This window comes from Pseudomonas sp. FW305-7, assembly GCF_058786735.1.
Genome location: NZ_JBYSZA010000022.1, coordinates 83,849 through 101,599 on the forward strand (window position 1 = coordinate 83,849; position 17,751 = coordinate 101,599).

The following is a 17,751-nucleotide window of genomic DNA, read 5'->3' on the forward strand; positions in this document are numbered from 1 at the left end:
GGCCTGGTGGCGAGGGGATTTATCCCCTCACCACAGGGCTTCCAACATGGACTGTGTTTGATTGAGGATTTTCTGTGCGTTCATTGTTCTGGCGTATTCTCGCAAGCTTCTGGCTGGCCATTGCTCTGGTGGCAGGGCTTTCGATTCTGCTCGGGCACATGCTCAATCAGGACGCGTGGATCCTCAGTCGCCATCCGGGCCTCAACACGTTGGCCGCCGAGTGGACGCAGACCTACGAAGCGCAAGGCGAAGAAGCCGCCCAGGACATCCTCGAACAACGCAAACGCCAGTATCACATCGACGTTCAGGTGCTCAACGAAAGCGGCGACCCGGTGGTACGCGGCACCTTCCCCCGCCGCGCCGCCGCCTTCGAAGCACGCCAGAACAACGATGACCGCCGCCTGCCATGGCGCCGCCTCACAGACGAGTTCACCAGTGACAAAACCGGCGACACTTACCTGTTCATTTACCGCATCCCGCACCCGGAACTCGACGCCTGGCATCGCGAAAGCCTGCTTTGGCCGTTGAGCGCGTTGGGGATCGCGCTGGTGGTACTGACCCTGTTCAGTCTGCTCGTGACCTTTTCCATCACCCGCCCACTCAGCCGTTTGCGCGGCGCGGTGCATGATCTGGGGCAGACGACTTATCAGCAAAACAGCCTGGCGAAACTGGCCAACCGTCGCGATGAGTTTGGCGTACTGGCCACCGATTTCAACCGTATGGGCGCGCGCCTGCAAAGCCTGATCGGCAGTCAGCGCCAACTATTGCGCGATGTCTCACACGAACTGCGTTCGCCGCTGGCGCGGCTGCGTATCGCCTTGGCGCTGGCCGAACGCGCCAACCCTGAAGAACGGGAAAAACTCTGGCCACGCCTGACCCGCGAGTGTGATCGGCTGGAAGCGTTGATCAGTGAAATTCTGGTGCTGGCGCGGGTCGATGCCGACAATGCCAGTGCTGAAGAAGTGGATCTGAATGCGCTGCTGGGTACCCTGCAAAAAGACGCGCAGCTTGGCTCGCCGGAGCAGACAGTACGCCTGGAAGCCGAGCCGCAACTGAACCTCAAAGGCTGGCCGACGATGATTGAGCGGGCCATCGACAACCTGCTGCGCAATGCTCAGCGTTTCAACCCTGAGGACCAGGCCATTGAAATGCAGGCATCGCGTCAAGGCGAAAAAATTATCGTGAGCGTGCGCGATCATGGGCCCGGGGTGCAGGAAGAGCATCTGAAGCAGTTGGGCGAACCGTTTTATCGGGCGCCGGGGCAGACTGCCGCCGGGCATGGTTTGGGATTGGCGATTGCGCGAAGGGCGGCGGAGCGGCATGGCGGCAGTCTGACGCTGGCCAATCATCCGCAGGGCGGGTTTATTGCCAGCCTGGAATTGCCGCTGGTGCCAGGCGCGGTGGTGCAACCCTAAGAGCCGCCCTCACCCCAACCCTCTCCCGGAGGGAGAGGGAGCCGACCGCAGTGTCTTGCGTCATACATCGACCTGAAAAACCGAGTTGATTATGGATTCGGAGGCCTAATCAACTTTGAATTCGACTTAAACCGAAGTCGATTCTGGATTCCACGAAGATCGCCCACGTCGGCGTAACTCTTGAGCCCCCCCCAATCAACCCCCTCTACCTCCGGGAGAGGATTAGGCGGGCGGCGTTCCGATGAGGGGCTTTTGATCTTCAGGCTTTACCAGGCCAGGCGCTGACAAACTCGGCCAGATCAACTTTCTCCGCCACACGCGGTTCTTTCTGCGGAGTGCCGAGGTAAAGGAAAGCAATCACCTCTTCACCCTCGGTCAAGCCCAAACCCTGCGCCACATGCCTGGAATAAGCCAAATCACCCGTACGCCACACCGCACCAATCCCCTGCGCATACGCCGCCAGCAAAATCCCGTGCGCCGCACACCCGGCCGCGAGCAATTGCTCGGCCTTCGGATATTTGACGTGTTCCTGCAATCTGGCGATCACCACAACCACCAGCGGCGCACGCAGCGGGCCGTTGCGGGCCTTGTCGATCATTGCTTCGGTGACTTCGCCTTCCTGCATTTGCGCAGCTTCAGCCAGCAACTCGCCCATCTGCTCACGCGCCGCGCCTTCGACCGTCAGGAAGCGATACGGCTGCAAATGCCCGTGATCCGGCGCGCGCAACGCTGCGCCAAACAGAGCTTCGCGCTGCTCGGCAGTGGGGGCCGGTTCGACCAGGCGGGGAACGGAAACACGGTTGAGCAAAGCGTCGAGAGCCTGCATCGGCCACCTCCTGAGAAAAATGTGCGGCTATTCTAGCTGCATCTGCCAACGGGATGCCGGTTTACATGCCCTGTCCCACGGGTAGAATGGCGCCCTTCTTACATCAGCCCGAGCGGACTTCATGGCGTTGCCGACCTTACGGATCATTGGTTTCATCATCGGCATCTTCCTGATCACCCTGGCCGTCGCCATGGTTGTGCCCATGGCCACCCTGGTGATTTTCGAGCGCACCAGCGACCTGCCATCGTTCCTCTGGGCGAGCATGATTACCTTCGTCGCCGGTCTTGCGCTGGTGATTCCCGGCAGGCCCGAACACATTCACCTGCGCCCGCGTGACATGTATTTGCTGACTGTCAGCAGTTGGCTGGTGGTGTGTATTTTCGCCGCGCTGCCGTTTCTGCTGACCCAGCACATCAGCTACACCGATTCGTTCTTCGAAAGCATGTCCGGCATCACCGCCACCGGCTCGACCGTGCTCAACGGCCTCGACACCATGTCCCCCGGCATCCTGATGTGGCGCTCGCTGCTGCACTGGATCGGTGGCATCGGCTTTATCGGTATGGCGGTGGCGATTCTGCCGCTGCTGCGCATCGGTGGCATGCGCCTGTTCCAGACCGAATCCTCGGACCGTTCGGAAAAGGTCATGCCCCGCTCGCACATGGTGGCGCGGCTGATCGTGGCGGCGTATGTCGGCATCACCATCCTCGGCAGCCTGGCGTTCTGGTGGGCCGGGATGAGCCCGTTCGATGCGATCAACCACGCGATGTCGGCGATTTCCACCGGTGGTTTCTCGACGTCCGACCAGTCGTTGGCCAAGTGGACACAACCGGCAGTGCACTGGGTCGCGGTGGTGGTGATGATTCTCGGCAGCCTGCCGTTCACCCTTTACGTGGCGACGTTGCGCGGCAACCGCAAGGCGTTGATCAAGGATCAACAAGTGCAGGGCTTGCTCGGCATGTTGCTGGTGACCTGGCTGGTGCTCGGCACCTGGTATTGGTGGACGACCAATCTGCATTGGCTGGATGCGTTGCGGCATGTGGCGCTGAACGTGACGTCAGTCGTCACCACCACCGGTTTCGCCCTCGGCGACTACAGCCTGTGGGGCAACTTCTCGCTGATGCTGTTTTTCTATCTGGGCTTCGTCGGCGGCTGCTCCGGTTCGACGGCGGGCGGGATCAAGATCTTCCGCTTCCAGGTCGCGTACATCCTGCTCAAGGCCAACCTTAACCAACTGATTCACCCGCGCGCGGTGATCAAGCAGAAGTACAACGGTCACCGCCTCGATGAAGAGATCGTGCGTTCGATTCTGACCTTTTCGTTTTTCTTTGCGATCACCATCTGCGTGATCGCCCTGCTGCTGTCGCTGCTCGGCGTCGACTGGATGACCGCGCTGACCGGCGCTGCCAGTACCGTGTCCGGCGTCGGCCCGGGTCTGGGCGAAACCATCGGTCCGGCGGGCAACTTTGCCACCCTGCCGGACGCGGCCAAGTGGATCCTGTCGTTCGGCATGCTGCTTGGCCGACTGGAGATCATTACGGTGTTTGTGCTGTGTATTCCGGCCTTTTGGCGTCACTGATCACATTCGGCGCCTGCAACAGCCGCGCCCGGTAATCACCGGGCGTGGTGTCAAACCAGCGACGGAAGGCGCGGAAGAAGTTGCTCGGATCGGCAAAACCCAACAGATAGGCGATTTCCAGCAACGTCATGCTCGGTTGCGCCAGATACTGCTCGGCCAGTTCGCGGCGGGTGTCATCGAGCAGTTGCTGAAAGCTTGTGCCCTCCTCCTGCAACCGGCGCTGCAAGGTGCGCTGCGACAGGTGCAAAGTCTGCGCAACGGTGTCGCGCTTGGGTTCGCCCTGGGGCAGTAAACGGCACAGCACCTGCCGCGCCTTGTGGGTCACGCGACTTTCGGAAAACCGCGCCAGGTACTCCCCGGCAAACCGGTCATGCAGCAACGCCATCGCCTCATTGGCCGTGGGCAGCGGCGCTTCCATGTCGGCGCGCTCGAAGATCAACGCGTCGTACGGCGCATTGAACATCAGCGGTGCATGGAAAGCCTGTTTGTAAGGTTGCAGATCTTCCGGCTCATCGCCTTGCACCAGCACTTTGACCGGATGCAGCGTGCGCCCGGTCAACCAGCCACACAGGCCCAAAGCGCAGGCCAGCGAAGCCTCGGCACTTTGCCGGGTCGGCGGCAGATGGTCGCCGTGCACCGTCAGGATCAGCGCGTAACCGTCCTCGATCAGACGAAAACTCAGGTCGGCGCTTTCGGCAATAATGCGCTGATAACGCACCAGTCGCTGGAAACCTTCGGCGAGGGTGTTGCTGGACATCAGCGCATAACCGGCGACATGGAACGACGCCGGGCGCACCACTTTGCCCATGTTCAGGCCGATCGCCGGGTTGCCGGACAACTCGACCGCCCGTTGCCAGAGTCGGGTCATGGAATCCTGCGGAAAACGCGCATCCGGATCATCCAGGGCCGAATAATCGAGCCCCAGTTGCTTGAACAGTACCCGGCAATCCAGGCCGTCCATCTCCAGTGCTTTGACAATCCCCATCGCCCAGCTTGCAGAAGTTGTTCGTTCGCTCATGGCGTTATTCTTTTACATGAGGGGCCGCATGCTACGGCCTGATTTGCGAAGGATACTAAAGTGGCGCCGATTGTCACTGGCCCACGCCAATGATCACTCTAGACTCAAATAAGCTACCCGCAGAACAACTCGTCGCCAGAACAATAACCACAGAGATCGCGGTCGTGGAAAACATCAAGCATTTCAACAGCTTCGCCGAGTTCTATCCGTATTACCTCAGCGAACACAGCAACAGTACCTGTCGTCGATTGCATTTCATCGGCACGACACTGGTAATTTTCATTCTCGCCATGACCATCGCCAAGGGCGCTTGGCTGCTGTTGCTGGCCCTGCCGCTGGCCGGTTACAGCTTCGCCTGGGTCGGGCATTTCTTCTTTGAAAAGAACCGTCCGGCGACGTTTCAGCATCCGCTGTACAGCCTGCTCGGCGACTTCGTCATGTATCGCGACATGATCCTCGGTCGCGTGGCCTTCTGAAAAAACAACACTGAGGATGGCCGATGAACGCCAGCGCCCGTTTCACCCATATGCAAGATGGCACCCAGGAAGACTGGGCGATCATCGCTGCGGATTTCAGTGCCTATGCCAAGCAATTGCCGTCACGGATCATGACCCACCTGAAATTGCTCGAAGGCGATTTCGGCGGTTTCCCGGTGGACCGCCTGACCCATTCGCTGCAAACCGCCACCCGCGCCTTTCGCGACGGGCGTGACGAGGAATACGTGGTCTGCGCATTGCTCCACGACATTGGCGACACTTTGGGCTCGTATAACCATCCGGACATTGCGGCGGCGATCCTCAAGCCGTTCGTCAGTGCCGAGAATCTGTGGATGGTCGAGAAGCACGGGGTGTTTCAGGGCTATTACTTCTTTCATCATCTGGGCATGGATCGGCACTTGCGCGAGCAGTTCAAAGAGCACCCGCAGTTTCAGGCGACCGCCGAGTTTTGCGCCAAATACGACGCGGCGGCGTTTGACCCGGCGTATGACACGCTGCCGTTGAGCTTCTTTGAACCGATGCTGGAAAGGCTGTTTGCGCAGCCGAAAAACTCGATCTACAAGGCTGCCATGGAAGAACACAGCCCAGCTTGATGTTGCCTGTACCGGCCTCATCGCTGGCAAGCCAGCTCCCACATGGGTTTGTGGCGTTCATAAAACCTGTGGGAGCTGGCTTGCCAGCGATGGGGCCCTCTCAAACACTCGAGAATTCAGGCAACCTCAACGACTTTGGCAGCCTTGAGTTCCGCCTCACGCGCCTGCGCATCCGCCAGCCGATACAGCTCGATCGTGCCATCCCAATGCTCGATCAGCGCGGTGCACGACTCCACCCAATCGCCGCAATTGAGGTAATCCACCTCACCGACCTTGCGAATCTCGGCATGGTGAATGTGCCCGCACACCACACCGTGTAACTCACGTTTCACACATTCATGGGCGATGGCTTCTTCAAAATCGCTGATAAAACTTACAGCGGTCTTCACCTTGTGCTTCAGATACGCCGACAGCGACCAGTAGCCGTAGCCATAACGGGCGCGCCAGTGGTTGAGCCAGCGATTGAGCGTCAGGGTGAACTCGTAGGCGGAGTCGCCGAGAAAGGCCAGCCAGCGGTGATAACGGGTGATCACATCAAACTGGTCGCCGTGAATCACTAGCAGGTGCCGACCGTCCGCCGTGACGTGCACCGCCTCGTCGACCAACTGAATGTTGCCCAGAATCAGTTTCGAATAACGGCGCAGGAATTCATCGTGGTTGCCGGTGACATAGATCACCTCGGTGCCGCGCTTGCTCATGGTCAGCAAGCGGCGAATCACGTTGGTGTGCGCCTGCGGCCAATACATGCCACCGCGCAGTTTCCAGCCGTCGATGATGTCGCCGACCAGGTAGATCTTGTCGGCATGGTAGCCCTTGAGAAATTGCGACAAGTGCTCGGCCTGGCAATCCCGCGTGCCCAGGTGCACGTCGGAAATCCACAAGGTGCGCACCCGTTGTTTACGACTGGGTCTGGCGAGCTCGGCGCTGGTCATGGGCAACCCTCTGCGATGTTTTCGCCAGAGTGCGCTTGTCCGGTTAATCGACCATGACAGGCGCGAGTCAGTCCTGTGACAGCGCATCCCGGTTGCGTCGGTGTAGACTGGCTGCCTGCCCGGAGACTTGCCATGCGACCGATTCTCACCCTGCGTCAGTACACCCACGACTTGATCGTTCACAGCCACGAGCATGCCCAATTGGTGTTCGGCCTGTCCGGTGCGCTGGATTTCGAGGTCGAGGGCTGCGGCAGCCAGGTGCGGCAGCAGAGTTTCGTGGTCATCCCTTCCGGCGCCCATCACGCCTGCGGCAGTCCGCAGGGCAGTCGCTGTCTGGTGCTGGATATTCCTGACGGGCAATGGCTTGCCGATTCACTCGGTGATCATGCCGAGGCCAGCCGCCGCTTGCTCGACACTCCTGCTCGTCTGTCGCTGGATGGCGGGCAAAGCCAATTGGTCAGTTGGCTGGCGCACAGTCCGGTCAGCGACCCGCTGATTGCTCAGCAAGGTGCGGTGTTGCTGCTGGCCAGCCTCAATCATGCGCAACCGGTCGAACTCGCCGCCCGGCGCCTGCCCTATGCGGCACTGGATGCGCACATCGAACAGAACGCCGCTTACCCCTTGCAGGTCGCCGATCTGGCGCGGGTTGCCGGGTTGTCCAGCGCGCGTCTGCATGCCCGTTTCATGGCCGAATGCGGGCAGACGCCGATGGATTACATTCGCAGTCGACGGCTGCATCTGGCGGTGCAACTGCTGCGCGACACCGCATTGCCGATAGGTGAAATCGCCAGTCGCGTCGGTTACAGCTCGCAGAGTGCCTTTTCAGCCGCTGTCCTACGTGAGTTCGGCTCATCACCCGGCCAGCTTCGGCGCGATTCCTACGACAAAAGACGATAGTCTGCCGACAGACTTATTGGCCTGAACGCGCTTCAATGAGCCTACGGGTTGATCGCTCCCATGCTCTGCGTGGGAATGCAGCCCGTGACGCTCCGCGTTACTGGACACAGAGCGTCCCTAGAGGCATACCCACGCAGAGCGTGGGAACGATCAACGGTTCAATGTAGGTTGAATTTGCGTTAGTAGAAGGATTGCAATGACTCCGCGTACCGCCCTTGGCGCCCTGCATATCGGTGCCCTGATGTTCGGCCTGACCGGTGTGTTCGGCAAACTCGCCGCCGCCTCGCCCGCTGTTATCGTGTTCGGACGAGCCGCTTTCGCTGTGCTTGCCTTGGGATTTTTCGCCCGTTTCGCCAGTCAGCACGGCTGGCAAAAACTGCAAGCCGTGGACTGGCGCCGTCTCGCCCTCAGCGGCGTTTTGCTGGCCGGGCACTGGGTGAGCTTTTTCATCGCGGTGAAGGTGGCCGGCGTGGCTATCGCCACTCTGGGTTTTGCCAGTTTTCCGGCATTCACGGTGATTCTGGAAGGGCTGATTTTCCGCGAGCGCATCCGCGCCAATGAAATCGTGCTGGTGGTACTGGTCAGCGTCGGCCTGATCCTCGTGACCCCGGCGTTCGATCTGGCCAGCGGCGCGACCACGGGTTTGCTCTGGGCGGTGTTGTCGGGCCTGTTGTTCGCGCTGCTGTCGCTGACCAACCGCGCCAGCTCCGGGCGCATTCCGGCGGTGCAGGCGGCGCTGTGTCAGAACGTGGTGGTGGCGCTGTGTCTGCTGCCGGTTGCGGCACCGCAACTCAGTGAGGTGCGCGCGCTGGACTGGTTGTGGATCGCCCTGCTCGGCGTGTTTTGCACCGGCGTCGCCCATAGCCTGTTCGTTGCCAGCCTGGCGGTGATCAAGGCGCGCACCGCCGCAGTGGTGTTCGCCATGGAGCCGGTCTACGGCATTACGGTCGCCTGGCTGTTGTTCAACGAAAATCCGACGCTACGGATGTTGATGGGCGGCGCGCTGATCATCGTCGCCATCGTCGTGTCCGCGCGGATGTCCGGCAGCACCAACAAGAACACCGTTGCCGCCGAGGCCGCGTCTCACTGAGTGCGGTCGTTGTGGCCGAGGTCGCGGTCAGGATCGATCTGATCGCGCACCCGCTGCTTCAGCACTTTCGCCTCGGGGAAACCGCCGTCAGCCTTGCGTTCCCAGATCTGCACGCCCGCGCAGGTAATGTGGAATACGCCGCCAGTGCCCGGCACCAGCGACACTTTGCCGAGGTCATCGCCGAAGGTGCTGAGCAGTTCCTGCGCCAGCCACGCGGCGCGCAACAGCCACTGGCATTGGGTGCAATAGGTAATGACGACTTCGGCTTTTGCGGCAGACATGTTCATTGAAACTCCTGAGACAGAGGGCGCCGCTATAATAGCCGGCTTTATCGCTTGCCCCGAGACTCACAATGCGCCGTCTGCTGTTCTGCCTGCTGCTTGGTTTCCTTCCAATGTTGCTTTGCGCCGCTGAAGCGCCGCGACCGAAAGTCGGCCTGGTGCTGTCCGGCGGTGCCGCTCGCGGGCTCGCGCACATCGGCGTGCTCAAGGCACTGGAAGAACAAGGCATCAAGATCGATGCGATCGCCGGCACCAGCATGGGCGCAGTGGTCGGCGGTCTGTATGCCTCGGGCTACAAGATCGATGAACTGGAAAAACTCGCCCTGGGTATCGACTGGCAACAGGCGCTGTCCGATGCGCCGCCCCGCGAGGACGTGCCATTCCGGCGCAAGCAGGATGACCGCGACTTTCTGGTGAAACAGAAACTCAGTTTTCGCGACGACGGCAGCCTCGGCCTGCCACTGGGGGTGATTCAGGGCCAGAACCTCGCGCTGCTGCTGGAAAGCCTGCTGGCCCACACCAGTGACACCCGGGATTTCGACAAACTGCCGATTCCGTTCCGCGCCGTGGCCACCGACATCGCCAACGGTGAGAAAGTGGTGTTCCGCAAAGGCCACCTGCCTCAGGTGATCCGCGCCAGCATGTCGATCCCGGCGGTTTTCGCCCCGGTCGAACTCGATGGTCGGCTGTTGGTGGACGGCGGCATGACCGACAACATCCCGCTGGATGTGGCGAGGGAAATGGGCGTCGATATCGCCATCGTGGTCGACATCGGCACACCGCTGCGCAATCGCAAGCAACTGACCACCGTGGTCGATGTGCTTAACCAGTCGATCACCCTGATGACCCGGCGCAACTCCGAAGAACAACTGGCCGCCCTCAAATCGACTGACGTATTAATCCAACCGGCATTGGCCAGCTTCGGTGTCACCGATTTCGGCCGCGCCCAGGAGATGATTGATGCCGGTTATCGTGCCACCCGAATCCTCGACGCCCGCCTCGCCCGACTCAAGCCGAGCGAGTCTCAGGACGCCGAACTCAACGCCGCCCGCGCACCCGGTCAACGCACGCCCATCATCACCGCGATCAAGGTCGAGAACGACTCGAAGGTCGACGACGATGTGATCCGCTACTACATCCGTCAACACATCGGAGAGCCGCTGGATCTGGGCCGATTGCATTCAGACATGGGCACCTTGTACGGCCTCGACTACTTCGAGCAGGTGCAGTATCGCGTGGTGCACAAGGGCCAGGATCACACCTTGGTGATCAGCGCCCGGGGCAAGCGCAGCGGTACCGATTATCTGCGCGTCGGCTTGAACCTGTCGGACGACATGCGCGGCGACAGCGCCTTCAACCTCGGCGCCAGTTACCGCATCAACGGTATCAATCGCCTCGGTGCGGAATGGCTGACCCGGGCGCAGCTTGGCGACAAACAGGAACTGTACAGCGAGTTCTATCAGCCACTGGACGTCGGTTCGCGCTACTTCATTGCGCCCTCGGTGGTGTTCGAAGCACAGAACGTCGACGCCGTGCTCGACAATGATCCGATCGCCCAGTACCGCGTCGAGCGCTACGGCATAGCGCTGAATGTCGGCCGGCAAATCGGCAACAACGGTGAAGTGCGTTTCGGTGTCGGCGAGGCCTGGGGCAAGGCTGACGTGCGGATCGGCGATCAGGATCTGCCCAGCGAAAACTTCAACGAAGGTTTCTACTCGCTGAAGTACTCCTACGATTCGCTGGACAACGTTTACTACCCCCATGAAGGCAAGGACATCAGCCTGACGTTCCTGCAATTCGAGCCAAGCCTGGGTTCGGATACGCGCTATCGACAGTGGGAGTTCAAACTCGACAAGGCGATGAGCCGCGGGCCAGACACACTGATTCTCGGTGGGCGTTATGGCCGTACCCTCGACGACACCAACGTGGTGACGTCGAGTTTCCTGCTCGGCGGCGCACGGCAATTGTCGGGGTTCCGCGAGGATGCGATTTCCGGGCAGAACGTCAGTTTGATGCGCGCCGTTTATTACCGTCGACTGACACCGCGCTCGTACCTGCCGCTGGACTTCCCGCTGTATGCCGGAGCTTCGCTGGAACGTGGACGGGCGTGGAACAACGACAATGAGTTCGACAGTGGCTACATCAATGCAGCGAGTGTGTTTATCGGTTTCGATACGCCGCTGGGGCCGTTGAATTTCAGTTATGGATTGAATGATGCAAATGAGCAGGCGGTTTATCTGAATCTGGGGCAGACGTTCTGATCAGGATTCAGAATGGGCGGTGCCTGTTCTATTGCCGCTCCCACAAGGATTTGTTGTGTTGTCGAGAAATGGGACACAGCAAACAACCTGTGGGAGCGGGCTTGCCCGCGATGGCGTCGTCAAGAACACCACATCAGTCAATGAACGTCTGGATCAGCGAATGCCCGCCAGAAGGGTTCGGGCGGTTTGCTTCAATGGCTCATCGCCTTCCTTGAGCAATTCATTGAGCAACTCAATCGCGCTGTCGATGTCTCCATCATCAATGCAGGTCTGTGCCTGTTCGAGCTTCCCGGCACTCGCTGCCTCCTCCGCCTCCGACATTTGCAACGCCAACGGCTCCAGCGCGAGCGAGGGTGCTGGATCAGCAAACTCATCGAGAAAATCATCGTCCAGCGCTTGCGCATCCGGCTCGGGAATCCACTCAAGTTCGGCGTCCTCGCTGACCGAGGTCTCCGGCAGTTCAAAGCCCTGCGGCAACACTTGCAGGCTGGAACTGAAAGCGGACTCTGCAGCGGATGGCTGAACCGGCGCCGAACGACTGTCCTCCAGATCCCAACTGGCATCCATCGACAACTCGTCGAGATTCAACTCGAAATCATCCTCGGGTGGTGCGGGCTCAGGAACAGCGACGACGGCGGGAACTACGCTGGCGACCACGGGGGCAACTGCCGCCAACGGCGCGCTGTTCGCCAGTTTCGGATACCGGACGCGGATTTCCTGTAAGGACTGCGCGTCCACGCCAAGCGCTCGCAAATGACTTTCCTGTTGCTCGAACGCCGCGCTATCACCCTGACGTCCCAGCACTTCCAGCAATTGCAGACCCAGATCGACACGCTCGGGTTCCTTATGCAGGGCATCGCGCAACAACCCGGCCGCCTCGCCAAGTCGCCCATAGGCCAGGTAGATCCCCACTGCTTCCAGCACATCACCTGCCGCCGGCTCTTCTCGCTGTTCAGCTACAGCGTGAGCCGTGACGGGACGGCTATCTTCGGTTTCATCAACATCCGGCTCATTGCGCAGTGGCAACAGCGGCAGCGGTGCAACGCCTTGCAGCTGTTGCTGGCGTCGGCCGTGAACAAACAAAGCGGCCAACACGCCCAGCAAAAGCAGCAGACCACCCAGCAACGGCCAGCTCAAACCTTCATCCGTGGCGTCTACTGGCGCGGCAACGGGGACAGGTGTCGGCGTGACAACGGTCGCTGGCGGGGGCTTTTGCTGTTCGGCCAGGCGCGTTTGCAAATCACTGACCTGCTTCTTGCCGTCGGCAATCTGCACATCCTGCGCTTGTAGTTTCGCATTCAGTTCGTCGAGAGACTTTTGCAACTGCTGGTTCAGCAGCACGCTGGCGGCCAATTGTTCGGCCAGCGCATCGGTGGCCGGCGTCGTTACGGGCGATGGCGCAGCCGGTGTGTCGCGTTTGCCCTGCGTCCCCTGTGGCGGCGCAGTGACGGGTTCGACCGTGGGAAACGCCGAGGACTGTGCGCGGGGATCCGGCTCATCGGTGGCCGGCACGATACCAGGCGAGCCCGGTGGATCGATCAGCACCGTGTACTCGCGCAGCAGACGGCCGTTGGGCTGATTGAGTTGCACAAGGAAATTCAGAAAGGGTTCGTTGACCGGTTTGCTGGAGGTCACCCGGATCATCTGGCGATTGCCATGCAGGATTGGCGTGAATTTCAGGTCGCTGAGAAAGAACACCCGCTCGACCCCGGCACGGCCGAACTCGTCTGCCGTGGCCAGGCTCACCGACAGATCGTTCTGCGTCAGACCACCGACATCAAGCAGCGCGATATCGGCCTTTAGCGGCTGATTGAGCGCGGAATGAACCGTGATGTCACCCAGCCCCAGGGCCAGCGACAAGGTTGAATAGCCGACGGCGCCAGCGATCAACAGCGCTTTGGCGCTAACGCGCAGTACCACGTGCCAACTTGCGAGCATGAGCATCCCTTAAATAAGCAAAACCGACTTCTATGCATTCGCACATCCGGTACGAACACGATATTGCCCAGTAGTTCTTATAGTCTGCCCAGCCCGATCTCTCAAAAAACCGGCACGCGGTTATGCCTCAAGATTTTTCCAGATTGGCCAGAATGTGCCCGTGAACACGCATGCACACCTTTAAATCCGCCTCATCCACGCCTTCAAACAATTCATGGCGCAGTTGCGTGGCAATGGTTTCGATCTGTTCGATGAGCGGCAGGGCGGGTGCGCACAGGACGATTTTTTTCGCCCGGCGGTCTTCCATCACGGACTGGCGTTGCACCAGCCCCTGGCTTTCCAGACTATCGAGCAAGCGGGCGAGCGTCGGACCTTCGACGCCGACGCTTTGCGCCAGCTCGCGTTGGGTGGGTGCTTCTTCGAAACGCGCCAGATGCAGCAGCACCAGCCAGCGCGCCTGAGACAGGCCGAGGCCGGCCAGGCGCCGGTCCAGCTCGGCACGCCAGCCGCGGGACATCTGGGCCAGTTGCATGCCAAAGCGGTGTTGATCGGTTAACGGCATAAAACACTCATGATTAGACTGAAGTAATAGAGAAAAACTAATTATTAGTCAGCTAAGCATGAGCTGCAGCTATAGGCAAGTGGCGGTCTGTACTGAATCGTTACAACTGTATAGCGCTTGGCGCAAACGCCATCTCACATCTCACATCTCAAATTCAGATTGCAGCGCAGCCCGCACGCAGTACAGCACGCCCTCCGGCACGCGGCCGGCAAACAACTCGGCGATCTCGGCGACCGACGGCAACTCGCCCTCGCCATCGAGGAACGCGTCCTGCACTTCGCCCATCAGTTCCTCAGGCAAATCCAGGGCCTGCTCCAGCGACAACTGCTGCTTGCCAATCGCTTCGGCGAGCATGGTGTAAACGTTCTTTTCCGAGCACTGCAATTGCCCGGCGATCTGCATCGGCGTCATGCCGGCGCGAGCCAGGGTGATCAACTCGTGACGCACGTCGGCCACCACTTTCGGCGCCTCGGCCTCGCCACCAAGCACTTCGAGGAAAGCATCGCCGTAACGCTCCAGCTTGCGCGCACCGACGCCGCTGACCCGGGCCATGTCCGCCAGCGAGGTTGGCTGGCTGCGGAGCATTTCCAGCAGGGTCGAATCGGGGAAGATGACGTACGGCGGCACGCCATGCTCTTCGGCGAGTTTGCGCCGCAGGGCGCGCAAGGCTTCCCACTGTTCGCGTTCCTCGCCGCGCACCAGTTGGCTGGCCGGGCTCTTGCTGGCGGTTTTGGCGGTGACTTGCGGTTTCAGGTCACGGCGCAATTCCAGGGTCACTTCGCCCTTGAGCAATGGCCGGCAGGTGTCGCTCAGGCGCAAGCCGCCATAGCCTTCATGATCGACATCGGCCAGGCCACGCGCCACCAACTGGCGGAACAACGAGCGCCATTCGCTTTCACTCAGCGCCTTGCCTACGCCATACACCGACAGATGCTGATGGCCAAAGCTGCGAACTTTTTCGTTGTCCTTGCCCAGCAGCACATCGACCAGATGGCCGACGCCGTAACGCTGACCGGTGCGATAGATCGCCGACAACGCCTGACGAGCAGGCTCGGTGGCGTCCCAGGTCTGCACGCCATCAACGCAGTTGTCGCAATGGCCGCAAGGCTCCGCCATCTCTTCATCGAAATACGCCAGCAGCGTCTGTCGGCGGCAACGGGTCTCTTCGCACAGCGAGAGCATGGCATCGAGCTTGTGCTGCTCCAGGCGCTTGTGGCGCTCGTCGCCTTCGGAGTTTTGCAGCATCTGCTTGAGCATCACCACGTCTTGCAGACCGTACGCCATCCACGCGTCCGCCGGCAGACCGTCACGGCCGCCGCGCCCGGTTTCCTGGTAATACGCCTCAAGGGATTTCGGCAGGTCGAGGTGGGCGACGAAACGCACGTTGGGTTTGTCGATACCCATGCCGAACGCCACGGTGGCGACCATGATCAGGCCTTCCTCGTTGAGGAAGCGTTTCTGGTGATAGGCGCGCAGATCGTTGGGCAGGCCGGCGTGATACGGCAGCGCCGGGAAGCCTTGCTCGCTGAGGAACGCCGCCACTTCCTCGACTTTCTTGCGCGACAGGCAATAAACGATGCCGGCATCGCTGCGGCGCTCGGCGAGGAACGCCAGCAACTGCTTGCGCGGCTGCTCCTTCGGCACGATGCGATAGAAGATGTTGGGCCGGTCGAAACTCGACAGAAAGCGCTCGGCATTCTGCAAATGCAGGCGGGTGACGATTTCTTCGCGGGTACGCTTGTCGGCGGTGGCGGTCAGGGCGATGCGCGGCACATCGGGGAACATCTCCGCCAACTGACCCAGTTGCAGGTATTCCGGACGGAAGTCGTGACCCCACTGCGAAACACAGTGTGCCTCGTCGATGGCGAACAGGGCGATGTTCAGCCCTTGCAGGAAAGACAACATGCGCGGCTGCACCAGACGTTCCGGCGCCAGATAGAGCATTTTCACTTCGCCGCGCTTGATCCGCGCGGCCAGATCACGCTGCTGCTCGGCGCTCAACGTGGAGTTCAGCGCGGCGGCGGCCACGCCTAGCTCTTCGAGGGTGGCAACTTGGTCGTCCATCAAGGCGATCAGCGGCGACACCACTACCGCCAAGCCATCGCGCAGCAACGCCGGCACCTGGAAGCACAGGGATTTGCCGCCACCGGTAGGCATCAGCACCAGCGCATCACCGCCGCTGGCCACGCGCTCAATGATTGCACCCTGACGGCCACGGAAACTGTCGTAGCCGAAGATGTCCTTGAGGACGCGTTGAGCCTGTTCGAGCATAAAAACTCCAAAAATCTACTGATACATCCCTGCTCAGGCTGGTTCAAGACAGCCAGGGCTGCTTAAACAAAACGTAAGGACGCGTTGCATGGCGGCCGCCTTACGGGCAGGGATCGCAAAACGCGGCAGTATACCCGAGCGTTCCCCGGCACAGGGTGCCGCTGATAAGACTCCGCTAGTCAACAATACGAAACCCCGTGGAAGCGGGCTTGCCCGCGATCGCCGGCACGGCAAACTTCTTCATCGACAAATACACCGCTATCGCGGGCAAGCCCGCTCCCACAGGAGTCGTTGCCCACCTTCAGTTTGTAGGCCGGCCGGCAATTGCGGCAAATCTGCCATGCGGCTGGCTTGAGCGCTCAAGAAGGCCTAGAATTCCCGCATTGTTTATTCCCCCAAGGTAGCCCCGTAATGTCCTTCGCTGAGCAACTGACCCGCCTGCAAGTCTTCCTCGATGCCGACGAGCTGCACGACGAGGCACTGGATTACGTGGCCGCTCACGGCTACCTGACCGCGCTGTCGATCTGCGCCGAAGACGTACCGGAGCGTGAATGGATCGACGCCCTGTTCGCTGAAGAGCCGCATTACAGCAGCGACGCCCAGCGCGAAGAGATCGAAGCCACCCTGATCGGCCTCAAGGCGCACATCGCCCGTCAACTCGCTTCCGACGAAGAATTCGAGCTGCCCTGCGAACTGGATCTGGGCGAAGAGCCGGACGATTCCGAACTGCGCGGCTGGTGCATCGGCTTCATGGAAGGCGTGTTCCTGCGTGAAGCGGCCTGGTTCGAAACCGCCGAAGAAGAGGTCAGCGAAATGCTCCTGCCGATCATGGTCGGTTCGGGCCTGTTCGACGAACAGCCAGAGTTCGAAGACATCGCCAAGGATGCGAACCTGATGGACGACATGATCGTGCAGATCCCGGAAGCCCTGACGGCGCTGTACCTGCTGTGCCAGGCGCCCGACGAAAAACCGGCGATCCTCAAGCCACGTCACCACTAAGATCCAGCCTATGGACAATCCCATAGGCAACCGCCCCCTGATGTTGCGCTACTGCCTGCTGGCCATCGGCTGGCTCAGCGTGGCATTGGGGGTGATCGGGATTTTCCTGCCCGTCCTCCCCACCACTCCCTTCCTGTTACTCGCCGCCGCGTGTTTCGCCCGCAGCTCTCCGCGTTTCTATCATTGGCTGGTCGAGCATCCGAAACTCGGGCCGTGGATTCGCGACTACCTTAATGGCAACGGCATTCCGCTCAAGGGCAAGGTCTACGCGATCGGGCTGATGTGGGCGAGCATTCTGTTTTCCTGCTACCTGGTGCCGCTGCCGTGGGCGGGGGGGTTCATGTTGACCAGTGCGGTGTTGGTGACGGTTTATATCTTGCGGCAGAAGACCCTGGAAAAAGATTGAGCTGATCATGTCTCGCTAGCCTGACCGTTCGTCGAAAACCCCTCCTCACCTGTCAGATCTGACAGGTGCGCAATCCGCCAATCCCGCGTTCAATCACTCCGTCACCTTCCCAACCGGAGTTCGCGCCCATGTCCGCCAACGATCTGCCCGAAAACAGCACCCTGATTTTCAATGAACTCGACATCCCCG

The 17,751-nt window shown here is 60.5% G+C and carries 16 protein-coding genes; 9 read left to right on the plus strand and 7 right to left on the minus strand.

Annotated features, from left to right (window positions below):
• Positions 1-74 precede the first annotated feature (74 nt).
• A complete protein-coding gene (locus AC3WMT_RS23030; protein WP_103305310.1) occupies positions 75-1,415 on the plus strand; it encodes a sensor histidine kinase in 1,341 nt (446 codons plus the stop codon).
• A 259-nt stretch (positions 1,416-1,674) separates the two neighbouring features.
• Here the strand turns inward: AC3WMT_RS23030 and AC3WMT_RS23035 are convergent, their stop codons facing one another.
• Complete coding sequence (locus AC3WMT_RS23035; RefSeq protein ID WP_103305309.1) at positions 1,675-2,241, minus strand: nitroreductase family protein; 567 nt, start codon at positions 2,239-2,241, stop codon at positions 1,675-1,677.
• Between the two features lie 121 nt (positions 2,242-2,362).
• Between AC3WMT_RS23035 and AC3WMT_RS23040 the strand changes: the two genes are divergently transcribed.
• A complete protein-coding gene (locus AC3WMT_RS23040; protein WP_103305308.1) occupies positions 2,363-3,817 on the plus strand; it encodes a TrkH family potassium uptake protein in 1,455 nt (484 codons plus the stop codon).
• On the opposite strand, the gene AC3WMT_RS23045 is transcribed toward AC3WMT_RS23040, so the two are convergent.
• Positions 3,774-4,835 (minus strand): AraC family transcriptional regulator, encoded by a 1,062-nt coding sequence (locus AC3WMT_RS23045; protein WP_213027901.1) that lies wholly within the window; start codon positions 4,833-4,835, stop codon positions 3,774-3,776. The two genes, AC3WMT_RS23040 and AC3WMT_RS23045, sit on opposite strands and share 44 nt — an antisense overlap.
• Before the next feature lie 164 nt (positions 4,836-4,999).
• Here AC3WMT_RS23045 and AC3WMT_RS23050 point away from each other — a divergent pair, with 164 nt between their 5' ends.
• Together AC3WMT_RS23050 and AC3WMT_RS23055 are read left to right on the plus strand one after the other, a co-directional pair.
• On the plus strand, positions 5,000-5,311 hold the full coding sequence (locus AC3WMT_RS23050) for an Mpo1-like protein (RefSeq protein ID WP_095187810.1): 312 nt from the start codon (positions 5,000-5,002) through the stop codon (positions 5,309-5,311).
• Positions 5,312-5,334: 23 nt separating this feature from the next.
• Positions 5,335-5,925 (plus strand): HD domain-containing protein, encoded by a 591-nt coding sequence (locus AC3WMT_RS23055; RefSeq protein ID WP_103305306.1) that lies wholly within the window; start codon positions 5,335-5,337, stop codon positions 5,923-5,925.
• 116 nt (positions 5,926-6,041) lie between these two features.
• Here the strand turns inward: AC3WMT_RS23055 and AC3WMT_RS23060 are convergent, their stop codons facing one another.
• Positions 6,042-6,857: a UDP-2,3-diacylglucosamine diphosphatase gene (locus tag AC3WMT_RS23060; protein ID WP_103305305.1), complete on the minus strand. Its 816-nt coding sequence runs from the start codon at positions 6,855-6,857 to the stop codon at positions 6,042-6,044.
• 132 nt (positions 6,858-6,989) lie between these two features.
• On the opposite strand from AC3WMT_RS23060, the gene AC3WMT_RS23065 reads away from it, so the two are divergent.
• Positions 6,990-7,754 (plus strand): helix-turn-helix transcriptional regulator, encoded by a 765-nt coding sequence (locus AC3WMT_RS23065; protein WP_103305304.1) that lies wholly within the window; start codon positions 6,990-6,992, stop codon positions 7,752-7,754.
• Between the two features lie 196 nt (positions 7,755-7,950).
• Complete coding sequence (locus AC3WMT_RS23070; protein ID WP_103305303.1) at positions 7,951-8,844, plus strand: DMT family transporter; 894 nt, start codon at positions 7,951-7,953, stop codon at positions 8,842-8,844.
• Here the strand turns inward: AC3WMT_RS23070 and AC3WMT_RS23075 are convergent.
• Positions 8,838-9,125, minus strand: a complete 288-nt coding sequence (locus tag AC3WMT_RS23075; protein WP_103305382.1) for an Rdx family protein — start codon at positions 9,123-9,125, stop codon at positions 8,838-8,840. The genes AC3WMT_RS23070 and AC3WMT_RS23075 overlap by 7 nt on opposite strands.
• 71 nt (positions 9,126-9,196) lie before the next feature.
• Here AC3WMT_RS23075 and AC3WMT_RS23080 point away from each other — a divergent pair, with 71 nt between their 5' ends.
• Positions 9,197-11,386: a patatin-like phospholipase family protein gene (locus tag AC3WMT_RS23080; protein ID WP_103305302.1), complete on the plus strand. Its 2,190-nt coding sequence runs from the start codon at positions 9,197-9,199 to the stop codon at positions 11,384-11,386.
• A 153-nt stretch (positions 11,387-11,539) separates the two neighbouring features.
• Here AC3WMT_RS23080 and AC3WMT_RS23085 read toward each other — a convergent pair whose 3' ends face one another.
• The 3 genes from AC3WMT_RS23085 to recQ form a co-directional block, all read right to left on the minus strand.
• Positions 11,540-13,324 (minus strand): motility hub landmark protein FimV, encoded by a 1,785-nt coding sequence (locus AC3WMT_RS23085; RefSeq protein WP_103305301.1) that lies wholly within the window; start codon positions 13,322-13,324, stop codon positions 11,540-11,542.
• A 127-nt stretch (positions 13,325-13,451) separates the two neighbouring features.
• Positions 13,452-13,886: a MarR family transcriptional regulator gene (locus tag AC3WMT_RS23090; RefSeq protein ID WP_007919713.1), complete on the minus strand. Its 435-nt coding sequence runs from the start codon at positions 13,884-13,886 to the stop codon at positions 13,452-13,454.
• Between the two features lie 141 nt (positions 13,887-14,027).
• Positions 14,028-16,157 carry a DNA helicase RecQ gene (recQ, locus tag AC3WMT_RS23095; RefSeq protein ID WP_103305300.1) on the minus strand — a complete coding sequence of 710 codons (2,130 nt, stop codon included), beginning with the start codon at positions 16,155-16,157 and terminating at the stop codon, positions 14,028-14,030.
• A gap of 411 nt (positions 16,158-16,568) precedes the next feature.
• Here recQ and AC3WMT_RS23100 point away from each other — a divergent pair, with 411 nt between their 5' ends.
• Together AC3WMT_RS23100 and AC3WMT_RS23105 are read left to right on the plus strand one after the other, a co-directional pair.
• On the plus strand, positions 16,569-17,156 hold the full coding sequence (locus tag AC3WMT_RS23100) for a UPF0149 family protein (RefSeq protein WP_007919726.1): 588 nt from the start codon (positions 16,569-16,571) through the stop codon (positions 17,154-17,156).
• Positions 17,157-17,166: 10 nt separating this feature from the next.
• Positions 17,167-17,562 carry a YbaN family protein gene (locus tag AC3WMT_RS23105; RefSeq protein ID WP_103305299.1) on the plus strand — a complete coding sequence of 132 codons (396 nt, stop codon included), beginning with the start codon at positions 17,167-17,169 and terminating at the stop codon, positions 17,560-17,562.
• The last annotated feature ends 189 nt before the right edge of the window (positions 17,563-17,751 follow it).

Coding starts and splice junctions, on each gene's coding strand:
- AC3WMT_RS23035 (WP_103305309.1), bottom strand. CDS start 2,241: ATGCAGGCTCTCGACGCTTTGCTCAACCGTGTTTCCGTTCCCCGCCTG.
- AC3WMT_RS23040 (WP_103305308.1), top strand. CDS start 2,363: ATGGCGTTGCCGACCTTACGGATCATTGGTTTCATCATCGGCATCTTC.
- AC3WMT_RS23045 (WP_213027901.1), bottom strand. CDS start 4,835: ATGAGCGAACGAACAACTTCTGCAAGCTGGGCGATGGGGATTGTCAAA.
- AC3WMT_RS23055 (WP_103305306.1), top strand. CDS start 5,335: ATGAACGCCAGCGCCCGTTTCACCCATATGCAAGATGGCACCCAGGAA.
- AC3WMT_RS23060 (WP_103305305.1), bottom strand. CDS start 6,857: ATGACCAGCGCCGAGCTCGCCAGACCCAGTCGTAAACAACGGGTGCGC.
- AC3WMT_RS23065 (WP_103305304.1), top strand. CDS start 6,990: ATGCGACCGATTCTCACCCTGCGTCAGTACACCCACGACTTGATCGTT.
- AC3WMT_RS23070 (WP_103305303.1), top strand. CDS start 7,951: ATGACTCCGCGTACCGCCCTTGGCGCCCTGCATATCGGTGCCCTGATG.
- AC3WMT_RS23075 (WP_103305382.1), bottom strand. CDS start 9,125: ATGTCTGCCGCAAAAGCCGAAGTCGTCATTACCTATTGCACCCAATGC.
- AC3WMT_RS23080 (WP_103305302.1), top strand. CDS start 9,197: ATGCGCCGTCTGCTGTTCTGCCTGCTGCTTGGTTTCCTTCCAATGTTG.
- AC3WMT_RS23085 (WP_103305301.1), bottom strand. CDS start 13,324: ATGCTCGCAAGTTGGCACGTGGTACTGCGCGTTAGCGCCAAAGCGCTG.
- AC3WMT_RS23090 (WP_007919713.1), bottom strand. CDS start 13,886: ATGCCGTTAACCGATCAACACCGCTTTGGCATGCAACTGGCCCAGATG.
- recQ (WP_103305300.1), bottom strand. CDS start 16,157: ATGCTCGAACAGGCTCAACGCGTCCTCAAGGACATCTTCGGCTACGAC.
- AC3WMT_RS23100 (WP_007919726.1), top strand. CDS start 16,569: ATGTCCTTCGCTGAGCAACTGACCCGCCTGCAAGTCTTCCTCGATGCC.
- AC3WMT_RS23105 (WP_103305299.1), top strand. CDS start 17,167: ATGGACAATCCCATAGGCAACCGCCCCCTGATGTTGCGCTACTGCCTG.